This window comes from Streptomyces sp. NPDC090442, assembly GCF_044769405.1.
Classification (GTDB): Bacteria; Actinomycetota; Actinomycetes; order Streptomycetales; family Streptomycetaceae; genus Streptomyces.
Genome location: NZ_JBIVXW010000040.1, coordinates 77989 through 88466 on the forward strand (window position 1 = coordinate 77989; position 10478 = coordinate 88466).

The following is a 10478-nucleotide window of genomic DNA, read 5'->3' on the forward strand; positions in this document are numbered from 1 at the left end:
GACCGTCCGGAGGCGGTGGCAACGGCGCCACCGCCTCCGTCACTTGACGGCGGCGGCCGCAATGGGTTGCATACGCTGTGTGATCACGCACCGGCCTCCCTCTGCCAGTTCCCGCACGTCCCGTACGTACCGCCGGATCCAGGGAGCCGCCCCGTGGAGCCGGTGATCGTCGTCGGGGCCGGCCCGGTCGGTCTCGCCCTCGCCGTCGCGCTGACCCGGCACGCGGTGCCCGTCGTCGTCCTCGACGAGACCGACGGCCGGGAGGAGTCCCGGCCCGCCCGCACCGTCGTGCTCCGCCCGGACACCGCGGCGTTCGCCGCCCGGCTCGGCTGCGCGGACACCCTGGCCGGCGCCGGTGCCCGCTGGTCGGCGTGGCGCACCATGCGCCGCCGCCGGCTGCTGGAACGCGTCGTCTTCGCCGCCGACGGCCCCGGGGGCGCGAACGGCACGGCCGGCGCGGACCGGGACGGGGGCGCCACCGGTGCGCCCCCGATGCACCTCCCCCAACACGCGCTGGCCCGCGCGCTGCGCGCCGCGCTGACCACCGAACCGCTCGCCCAGGTCGTCACCGGCAGCCGGCTGGCCGCCGTCGAGCAGGACGCCAAGGGCGTCAGCGCGCAGACCCGCGGCGCCAACGGTACGTGGTGGCGCGGGAGTTACCTGGTCGGCTGCGACGGCCCGCGGTCCACCGTCCGCAAGCTGCTGGACATCCGCTTCCCGGGCCGCACCGCCGTGGAACGCCACGCGGTGGCCTCGCTGCGCACCGAACTCCCCTGGCCCGGCGAGGCGTTGCTGCACCGCTCACCGGCGCGGCACGGCGGCGGGCGGGTCAGCGAGGTCTCCGCCCGCCCGCTGCCCGGCGGGGTCTGGCGGCTGGACTGGCTGCTGCCCCCGGGGCGCGAACTGGTGACCCCGGACGCGCTGGTGGCCCGGATCCGCGACTCGTTGGCCGGCTGGGCGGCGGACGCGGACGCGCCCGGCGACGAGACCGCGGCGGACGGGCGCGGGCACGGCGGCCTCGTCCCGCCCTACGAACTCCTCGACACCGGCGTGCACACCGTCCACCACCGGCTGGCCCGCACCTGGCGGCAGGACCGCACCTTCCTCGCCGGCGACGCCGCCCATCTGCTGGGCGCGTTGGGCACCCAGGGCCTGGACGAGGGCCTGCGGGACGCCGAGAACCTCGCCTGGAAGCTGGGCCTGGCCTGGCACCACGGCGCCACCGAAGCCCTGTTGGACAGTTACCAGGTCGAGCGCCGGGGCGCGGTCGCCGCCCGGCTGCGGTCCGCGGACTCGGCGCTGCCGCTGCTGCGGGACGGCGGCGCGGTGCGCTGGCGGACGGTGCTGCCGGGCGCGGCGCGCGGCCGCAGCACCCTGCTGACCGACGGCCACCTGGGCCGCGGCCCGCTCGGCGCGGCCCCGAGCTATCCGCGCACGCCGTTGGCGGCGCCGACGGGACTGCCCGGCGAGACGACGGTCGGCACCGCCCCGGGAGCCCCGGTGACGAACGTGCCGGTGACCGCCTCCGACGGCTCCCCGGTGCGGCTCCGCGACCGGCTCGGGCGGGGGTTGTTGGTGGTGCTGGTGGCGCCCGGCACCGGCGTCTGGGACCGCCGGCACTGGCAGTCGGCCGGGCTGATGCCCCGTCTGACGGACGCGGTCGCCGCCCTGCCGATGCGCGCCGAGATCCTGGTCACCGAGGGGTACCCGGGCGCCGCCGCGCACACCGTGCTGGTGGTGCGGCCGGACGGCCATCTGGTCGCGGCCCTGTCCGGCGTCCGCCCGGACGCGCTGGCCACCTGCGCGGACGCGGTCCGCGGGGGGCCGTCGGGCTCGGCGCAACGCGGCACGGGCACGGACGGGCCGGCGCGACAGCCAGACGGCGAGAGCGGCGCACGGCACCTTGCCGAGGGGGGCGACGGGCGTGTCGCGCATGCCGGGGGCATCCCGAAGACCGGGGACGTGCCGACGCCCGAGGACGTCCCGCCGCCCCGGGGTGGCGCCGATGGTCGCGAGGATTCCGGTGATCGCGTCGGCGCCGAGGACTCCGAGGGTGGGGACAGCTCCGACAAGGACGGCGACTCCGACGGGGGCGGGCGCGGAAGCGGAGACGGGCGCGGTGGCGGGGACGAGAGCTCCGACGGTTCCGGTGACTCTGGTGGCTCTGGAGGCCCTGCTGACTTCGGTGGCTCCGGTGGCTCCGCGACCGAAGCGGTAGCGGCTCCCGTTCCACACCCGTTGACCGGGCCGACGCCGAGCCCGATGGCAGCCCCCTCGGACCCCACCCCGCCGGTTGACCCTCCGGGAAGCTCCGTGCTTCACTCCGAAGATGACTGATCACGGCTCGCGGTTCTGGCGGAGGGTCCATCTGGACCTGGTCCGCTACGCGGGCTGCATGTGTCGTCCGTCCTGCTGATCCCGCCCGCCGCGGCCGTCGTCGCGGCGGCGTTCCCCGCGCGGCCGCGCCCGAGTCCCGGCGCCCGCGCCCCTCACGATCACTCAGGACGGTTTCCGTGCCCGACGTACAGATCCCCGCGCGCCCGCCCGCCCGCGCCCAGGACGGCGGCCCCAGCGCCGCCCAACTCCTCGACTTCGCCCGCCGTACCGCAGCCGACCGCGCACTGGTCGCCTCGCTCCCGCTCGATCCGGAGGGCCGCACCTGGATCCGGCTCGACGGGCCAAGCAGCAGCGAAGCCTGGCTGATCGGCTGGCCGCCCGGCACCGGCACCGGGTGGCACGACCACGGTGGCTCGAGCGGCGCCTTCGCCGCGGCCGCCGGGGAGTTGACCGAGCAGTCCCTCGCCGCCGCGCTCCCCACCGAGGGGTGGAAGACCCTGGAACTCGCCGACGGCGTCGACCGCGAGCGCCGGCTCAGCGACGGTCGCGGCCGGGCGTTCGGCCCGCACCACGTCCACCAGGTCCTCAATCTCTCCCCCGACACCCACGCCGTCTCCGTCCACGCCTACTACCCCCCGCTGCCGCTGATGCGGCGGTACAGCCGCAACGGACCGGTGCTGCGGCTGGAGGAGATCGAACGCCCCGAGGAGTGGTGATGAGCGCCGTCGACGAACTGCTGGCCCGGGCCCGACGAAAGCTGACCCGGGTGGACCCCGCGCAGGCCGCGGCGCTCCAGGAGGCCGGCGGATTGCTCGTGGACATCCGCTACGCCGAGCTGCGCGAACGTGACGGCGCCATCCCGGGGGCGCTGATCGTCGAGCGCAACGAGCTGGAGTGGCGGCTCGACCCGACGGGTGCGCACCGCGCCCCCGAGGCGACCGGCCATGACCTGCCCGTCGTGGTGATCTGCAACGAGGGCTACGCCTCCAGCCTCGCCGCGGTCTCCCTCCACGACCTGGGCCTCCACCGCGCAACGGACCTGGTCGGCGGCTTCCAGTCCTGGCGCCGCTCCGGCCTACCGGTCGAACCCCCGCCCATCGGCAAGGAGTTGAACGACTGAGCAGTCGACGGGCCGGGTGGGACGGGGAGTTGGCGGACCGCTGAGTGGTCGATGAGCTGAAGAGCCAGCAGGTCGGGGACAGTTGACGGACTGAGGAGTCGTGTCGCCCGACTCGCCGCGCAAACTGGCGCACCCCCTCGGCCGCCCTCTCGTCCCGCCGCCCGGTCCAACTCGGTTGATTGTGGCGCGGCACGCTGCCGTAGCATGCCGCGCTGCGCCGTTCACGGCGGTGCCGCCTGTTCACGCTCCGCCGCCGAACTGGGTGTTTCCGTCCCGGCGTTCCGACCCCGCACGGCAGACGCGGGCGAGACAAGCGAGCGCCCGTGACCGCCGCCACCCGACGCGCCACGGGAAACCACGCCCGCCCGACTGACCGCAGCCCGGGCCGAAGCAGCCCCCGAATCACGGCAGTTCAGCGGTAGCCGACACCACCGGCTACCGGTATCCCCAGTCCAGCGGAGCAGGCATCCGCCGACGCCCAACCGCTCGTCTCCCCCGCCCCCACCGACTCCCCACCGACCCTCTCGGCTTCCGGCCATTCCGTCTCCCGTCCCTCAACCCCGTTCAGGCGTCCGGGAGATGGTGGTCCAGGAGGTCCGGATCCTCGCCCTCTTCCTCCAAGGCCTGGCGGACGACGCGGAGGGCGAGGCCCTCCGGGTAGCCCTTGCGGGCCAGCATCCCGGCCAGCCGACGGAGCCGCTTGTCGCGGTCCAGGCCACGGGTCGCGCGCAGCTTGCGGTCGACCAACTCGCGGGCGGTGACCTCCTCCTGCTCCGCGTCGAGGCGACCGACGGCCTGGTCGATCAGGGCGGAGTCGACGCCCTTGGTGCGGAGCTCCCGGGCCAGGGCGCGGCGGGCCAGGCCCCGGCCGTGGTGCCGGGACTCCACCCAGGCGTCGGCGAACGCCGCGTCGTCGATCAGCCCGACACCCTCGAAGCGGGCCAGCACCTCCTCCGCGGCCTCGTCGGGGATGCCCCGCTCCCGCAGGGCGTCAGCCAACTGCCTGCGGGTGCGCGGATTCCCAGTGAGCAGGCGCAGGCAGATCGCCCGCGCCTGCTCCTCGGGCGTACGCGGTGGTCCCGACCCGGCCCTCGACGGGAGGGAACCACCGCCGTCCCCGGTTGCGGCGCCGTCCTCATGGCCGGCGCCGCGCCTCCGACGGCCGCTACGGTTCTCGGCGTCGCCGGCAGCGCTACCGAAGCCGGCGCTGTCCGGCCATTCCGTTCGCCGTGTCATGGCGCGTCAGCTCTTGGCCGCCGCGGCCTTGGAGCCCTTGGTGCTCTTGGCCGCCGCAGGTGCGGCCTTGGCCGGCGCCTCCGCCGGGCCGGCGGCGTCCGCGCCGGGCTCCGCCGGGATCTCCTCCGGCTTCACACCGACGCCCAGCTTCTCCTTGATCTTCTTCTCGACCTCGTTGGCGAGATCGGGGTTGTCCTTCAGGAAGTTGCGGGCGTTCTCCTTGCCCTGGCCGAGCTGGTCGCCCTCGTAGGTGTACCAGGCACCGGACTTGCGGATGAAGCCGTGCTCGACGCCCATGTCGATCAGGCCGCCCTCGCGGCTGATGCCCTGGCCGTAGAGGATGTCGAACTCGGCCTGCTTGAAGGGCGGCGCGACCTTGTTCTTGACGACCTTGCAGCGGGTGCGGTTGCCGACCGCCTCGGTGCCGTCCTTGAGGGTCTCGATCCGGCGGATGTCGATCCGGACGGAGGCGTAGAACTTCAGCGCGCGGCCACCGGTCGTGGTCTCCGGGGAGCCGAACATCACGCCGATCTTCTCGCGGAGCTGGTTGATGAAGATCGCGGTGGTCTTGGACTGGTTGAGCGCGCTGGTGATCTTCCGCAGGGCCTGGCTCATCAGGCGGGCCTGGAGGCCGACGTGCGAGTCGCCCATCTCACCCTCGATCTCGGCCCGCGGCACCAGGGCGGCCACGGAGTCGATCACGATGAGGTCCAGCGCCCCGGAGCGGACCAGCATGTCCACGATCTCCAGGGCCTGCTCGCCGTTGTCCGGCTGGGACAGGATGAGGTTGTCGATGTCGACGCCGAGCTTCTGCGCGTACTCGGGGTCGAGGGCGTGCTCGGCGTCCACGAACGCGACCTGGCCGCCGGCCTTCTGGGCGTTCGCCACCGCGTGCAGGGTCAGCGTGGTCTTACCGGAGGACTCCGGTCCGTAGATCTCCACGACCCGGCCGCGCGGCAGGCCGCCGACGCCGAGCGCGACGTCGAGGGCGGTCGAGCCGGTTGGGATGATCTCGATGGGCTCCCTCGACCGCTCGCCCATGCGCATGACCGCGCCCTTGCCGAATTGCCGTTCAATCTGTGCGAGTGCGGCGTCCAGCGCCTTCTCGCGGTCGGTGCCTGCCATGGGTTCCACCCGGTTTGCTTGAGTCGATCGCTTCACGTCCATGACGCTAACCCCTGCCACTGACAATGCGCCCGGACCCGGCTCCGACCTGTGGATAACTCCGCGGACGGCCCGGGATTTCCGCGGGCCGGAGCCGCGTCAGGCGGCCGGCCCCCTCATGAGAATGGATGTTCGATTTTGGTGTCAAGCGCGCCGCCCACCGCGTCAGCGGGCCCCGGCAGTCACGCCGCGCCGCCCCGCACCCCGCTCGGCACGCCGTCCCGTTCGCCGCCCCGTCCATCGTCACGCTCGCCGGCCGGCGCACCGCCCTCCGACTCCCGGCCCGCGGCCGGCTCGGCACCCTCGGCAGCGCCCCCGTCGACGTCCCCGTCCGACGCCCCACCCCGGCCCCGCGCCCGCAGGCGGGCCCGTGGGTCGGCCGTGACCTCGTACCGCTTGATGTACGCGCCCAGGAACGCCTGCAGTGTCGCGGTCGCCGGTATCGCGATCAGCGCACCGACCGCACCCATCAACGCCGTGCCGGCGATCACCGAGCCGAAGGCGACGGCGGGATGGATGTCCACGGTCTTGGCGGTGATCCGGGGCTGGAGGAGGTAGTTCTCGAACTGCTGGTAGACCACGACGAAGCCGAAGACCCAGAGCGCGTACCAGGGGTCGACGGTGAACGCGATCAGGATGGGCAGCGCCCCGGCGAGGTAGGTGCCGATCGTCGGGACGAACTGCGAGATCAGGCCGACCCACATGCCGAGCGCCGGCGCGTAGGGCACGCCCAGGATCTCCAGCAGGACGTAGTGCCCCACCCCGGATATCAGCGCCATCAGGCCGCGGGAGTAGAGGTACCCGCCGGTCTTGGCGACCGCGATCTCCCAGGCGCGCAGCACCTCCGCCTGCCGCCGGGGCGGCAGCACCGAGCACAGCGCCCGCCGCAGCCGGGGGCCGTCGGCGGCGAAGTAGAAGGAGAACAGCGCGACCGTGAGGAGGTTGAACAGCCCGCCCAACACCTGTGCGGAGATGGCCAGGACGTTGTTGGCGCTGTCCTGGACGTACTTCTGCAACCAGTCCGAATTCAGCAGGTTGTTCTGCACCTGCACCCGGGACAGGTGAGTGTGGAAGGTGTTGTTGATCCAGCTGATGACGGAGTCCAGGTACTGCGGGAACTCCTCGACCATGGTGGCTATCTGGCCGGCCAGCATGGATCCCAGCAGTGTGACGAAGCCGACCGAGGCGACGACGATCACGAGGAAGACCAGGCCGGTGGCGAGCCCGCGCCGCATGCCGCGGCCGGCCATCCAGTCGACGGCCGGCTCGATGGCCAGCGCCAGGAAGAACGCGATGAGCACGTTCAGCAACAGACCGATCAACTGGTGGAAGCCCCAGGTGGCGAGCTGGAAGCAGGCCACCAGGGCGAGCGCGAGCACCATGGCGCGCGGCAGCCACCGCGGCATCCGCGCCTCACGCCGGTCGTCGGACCGGTCCCGCGGCGGATCGTCGGGGCGGGGGCCGTCGTGGCCGTTGATCTCGTCTGTCACGCACACGCTGCCAAGTGTCGCGCACCGCACCGACAACCGGCCCCGACCAGCTCACCGCTTGTTCTGCGGCACCTCCATGACCGCGCAGACCACCCGCCACACCTCTTTGGCGCTCCAGCCGGCCGCCAGTGCCTCGTGCACGGTGCGGCCGCCGAGCTCCGTCATCACGTGATCACGGGCGAACGAGTCGGCGTAGGCCGACCCGAAGTGGTCCGCCATCCGCTCCCAGAACACCGTCAACCGCATGATTCCCGCCTCGCACCCACGTTGGCCTGTACACTTCCCGGCTTCCGCCACCCCGTACGAGCAGCCGGGAGGCTTCTGAGCCCAGCCCCCTTCATACCGCCGGCGCCACGCGGAAGGCCAGTGACGACCGGTACAGGACGGCACTCCAGGGGCCCGCGACCCGTGCTCGACGGCGCCTCCGGATCGGGCCGTCCCCCTCCTCGGAACCCGCGGCACACCCCCCGAGGCCGGTCCAAACCACCTCGTCACACTTGCTAGATTGCGCAATCAAGCAGTCAAATGTGAAACCGGCTCGGCGTATCCGTCGTCTTCCTGGCCGGAACCACCCTCTCCTGCCGCGCGCAGGATGCCCCGAGACCGCCACGCCGGTCCGGCTGTCCGAAGGATGCGAATGACAGGTCAGCGCACCGATGCCCATAACGGGTACGACGACCTGGCGCGGGATGCGGCACCGGCCTCACGCCGGGTGCCGGGCCCCCGACGCCGAGGAGACCATCGGCCGGGAATCGACACCGGGCCGGCTCCCGGCCGGGCCGGGTCGCGCTCCCGGGCGGGCGACGGACACCGGGCGGTCCGGGTCGCCCTGGTAGCGCTGGTGGTGGCGGCCGTGGGCGCCGCGCTGGAGACGGCACTCGCGGGCCGACCGGGCTGGGGGTTCGCGGTGGCCGCGGCGCTCGGTGCGGCGCTGGCGGCGAAGTCCTGCACCCGGGCCGGCGCCTGGTGGCTGATATCCGCGCCCCCGTTGGCCGCGGCGGTGATCACCGTGGTGTGCGAGCAGGTGGCGGGCGCCACCACCGTCGGGAGCAAGGGCCTGACGACGGCCGCGGTGCGGTGGGCCGTGGACGGCTTTCCGGCCATGGCGGCGGCCGAGGCGGTGCTGATCGTGGTGCTGGCAATACGGGGCGTACGGGCCGGCCAGCACGGCGGCCGGAAGCGGAGCAGGAGGAACAGCGGTGCATGACGAGCGGAGCCCCTACGGGCGGAGTCCGTACGGAGCGGACCCCTACGGGCCGGACGACCCGAAGCCCGGGGGCTCGGGCGGTCGGGCCGCGCGCCGCCGCCCGGCGAACGGGCGCGGCGGTCGGCGGCGCTCCCCGTTGGTCGTCGCCGGACGGACCGCGCTGGCCCTCTCCTCGGCACTGGTCCTCCTGGCCAGTGGGGTCTCCTGGGCGGCCTACAACTGGGTGAGCAGCGGGCTGAACACCTCCGACGCGCTCAACGCGATCGGCGGCAAGAACGCGCCCAAGCACCTGGACAACTCCGTCAACCTGCTGCTGATCGGCCTGGATTCGCGCAAGGACATGGACGGCAACGACCTGCCGCGGGAGTTCGTCAAGGACCAACTGCACGCCGGCTCCAGCGACATCGGGTACTACAACACCAACACCCTGATCCTGATGCACATTCCGGCGGACGGCGGGAAGGTCACCGCGTTCTCCATCCCGCGCGACGACTATGTGCAGACGTTCAACGGGGACGGCAGCTCCCAGGGGCACTTCAAGGTCAAGGAGGCGTACGCCAACGCCTACACGACCGCCCACAACAAGTTCTCCGCCCAAGGGGTCAAGGGTGCCGACCTGGAGAGCCGGAGCCGGGAGGCCGGCCGCGAGGCGACGCTGGCCACCGTGCAGAACTTCCTCCAGGTGCCGATCGACCACTTCGCCGAGGTCAACCTGCTGGGCTTCTACGACATCGCCAAGGTGCTCCAGCCCATCGAGGTCTGTCTCAAGCACCCGGTCAAGGACCGCTATTCGGGAGCGGACTTCCCGGCGGGCCACCAGCAGCTCGACCCCAAGCAGGCGCTCGCCTTCGTCCGGCAGCGGCACGGCCTGGAGGGCGGTGACCTGGACCGGACCCACCGCCAGCAGGCGTTCATCTCCTCGGTGACCCACAAGCTCAAGAGCCAGGGCGTCTTCACGGACCTCGGCAAGCTCCAGGGGCTGTTCGACGTGGTGAAGAAGGACCTGGTCATCGACAGCAAGTTCGACGTCCTGGACTTCGCGCAGCAGGCCACCAACCTGACCGGCGGGAACGTGGTGTTCCACACCTTGCCGATCGCCGGCTTCGCCACCCGTAACCGGGAGTCCGTCAACCTCGTGGACGAGGAGAAGATCCGGTCCATCGTGCAGTCGATGATCGGTGAGAAGTCCGGTTCCGGGGACGGCTCGGACAGCGGGGCACCATCGCCGTCCACGAAGGCCGCCCCGGCCACCGTGGACGTGCTCAACGGGTCGGGCGGGACGAAGAAGGGGGCGGCGGCCGAGGAGCTCAAGGCGCTGGCCGGCCTCGGCTACACCGCGGGCACCACGGGCAACGCCGCGCCCCGACAGCGGACCACGGTCCTCTACGGGTCCGGCGCCCAGGAGGCCGCCCAGCAGATCGCCGACCGCCTGCACACCGCGACGCCGGTCTCCTCGGCCTCGGTGCCCGCCGGGCGCGTCCAGGTCATCCTCGGCGCCGACTTCACGGCCCCGCCCGCCGCCGGGGCGAACCCCCCGGCGAAGTCCGCGGACGAGCCCGCATCGGGTAGCTCTCCCTCGTCCGCCCCGTCCGACAACGCCTTCGCCGGCGACTCCGTCAAGGAGGGTGGCATCCCCTGCGTCAACTGATGCCCGCGGGGCCGCCGGTGGAGCCGGCAGCCCCGCACACCCCGGTCGTATCCGGGGTCCCACCCGCACCGGCGGCCGTACGGGCCGGGGGCTCGCCGCCTAAACTGAGCCGTCCGGGGCCAGCAACGGGGAGTGCCGCAGTGGTGAAGAGCGTCGAGGGCGCGGGCAAGGGGACGGGTGGGATGGCCGACCCGTCCGCCGAGGTGCTGGCCGAGGCGGCCGGGGTGTTCGGCCTGCTGGCCTCACCCCCCAGACTGCACATCGTCTGGGCACTGG

At 73.0% G+C, this 10478-nt stretch carries 9 protein-coding genes and 2 pseudogenes; 7 read left to right on the plus strand and 4 right to left on the minus strand.

Annotated elements, in window-relative coordinates; all coding sequences use genetic code 11:
* Positions 1-153 precede the first annotated feature (153 nt).
* The 4 genes and pseudogenes from ACIQU6_RS26540 to ACIQU6_RS26555 form a co-directional block, all read left to right on the plus strand.
* Positions 154-1839, plus strand: a pseudogene (locus tag ACIQU6_RS26540) (FAD-dependent monooxygenase); the annotation flags it as partial.
* A gap of 490 nt (positions 1840-2329) precedes the next feature.
* Complete coding sequence (locus tag ACIQU6_RS26545; RefSeq protein ID WP_342456959.1) at positions 2330-2416, plus strand: putative leader peptide; 87 nt, start codon at positions 2330-2332, stop codon at positions 2414-2416.
* Positions 2417-2513: 97 nt separating this feature from the next.
* On the plus strand, positions 2514-3053 hold the full coding sequence (locus tag ACIQU6_RS26550; RefSeq protein ID WP_403484179.1) for a cysteine dioxygenase: 540 nt from the start codon (positions 2514-2516) through the stop codon (positions 3051-3053).
* Complete coding sequence (locus ACIQU6_RS26555) at positions 3053-3457, plus strand: rhodanese-like domain-containing protein (protein WP_403484180.1); 405 nt, start codon at positions 3053-3055, stop codon at positions 3455-3457. Before ACIQU6_RS26550 ends, ACIQU6_RS26555 begins: the two co-directional genes overlap by 1 nt.
* A gap of 564 nt (positions 3458-4021) precedes the next feature.
* Here ACIQU6_RS26555 and recX read toward each other — a convergent pair.
* The 4 genes from recX to ACIQU6_RS26575 form a co-directional block, all read right to left on the minus strand.
* Entirely contained in the window at positions 4022-4693 is a 672-nt protein-coding gene (gene recX, locus ACIQU6_RS26560; protein ID WP_403484181.1) for a recombination regulator RecX, read from the minus strand.
* Between the two features lie 6 nt (positions 4694-4699).
* Positions 4700-5818, minus strand: coding sequence for a recombinase RecA (recA, locus tag ACIQU6_RS26565; protein ID WP_403484182.1), 1119 nt, complete (start codon positions 5816-5818; stop codon positions 4700-4702).
* 221 nt (positions 5819-6039) lie between these two features.
* Positions 6040-7263 (minus strand): AI-2E family transporter, encoded by a 1224-nt coding sequence (locus tag ACIQU6_RS26570; RefSeq protein WP_403484190.1) that lies wholly within the window; start codon positions 7261-7263, stop codon positions 6040-6042.
* A gap of 135 nt (positions 7264-7398) precedes the next feature.
* A complete protein-coding gene (locus ACIQU6_RS26575) occupies positions 7399-7593 on the minus strand; it encodes a DUF3046 domain-containing protein (RefSeq protein ID WP_403484183.1) in 195 nt (64 codons plus the stop codon).
* A 391-nt stretch (positions 7594-7984) separates the two neighbouring features.
* On the opposite strand from ACIQU6_RS26575, the gene ACIQU6_RS26580 reads away from it, so the two are divergent.
* From ACIQU6_RS26580 to ACIQU6_RS26590, 3 genes and pseudogenes are all read left to right on the plus strand, one after another.
* The gene (locus ACIQU6_RS26580) at positions 7985-8554 is read left to right on the plus strand and encodes a DUF6542 domain-containing protein (protein WP_403484184.1); all 570 of its coding nucleotides are present in this window, start codon (positions 7985-7987) and stop codon (positions 8552-8554) included.
* Entirely contained in the window at positions 8547-10202 is a 1656-nt protein-coding gene (locus ACIQU6_RS26585; protein WP_403484185.1) for an LCP family protein, read from the plus strand. Before ACIQU6_RS26580 ends, ACIQU6_RS26585 begins: the two co-directional genes overlap by 8 nt.
* A gap of 182 nt (positions 10203-10384) precedes the next feature.
* A pseudogene (locus ACIQU6_RS26590) lies at positions 10385-10478 on the plus strand (transcriptional regulator); the annotation flags it as partial.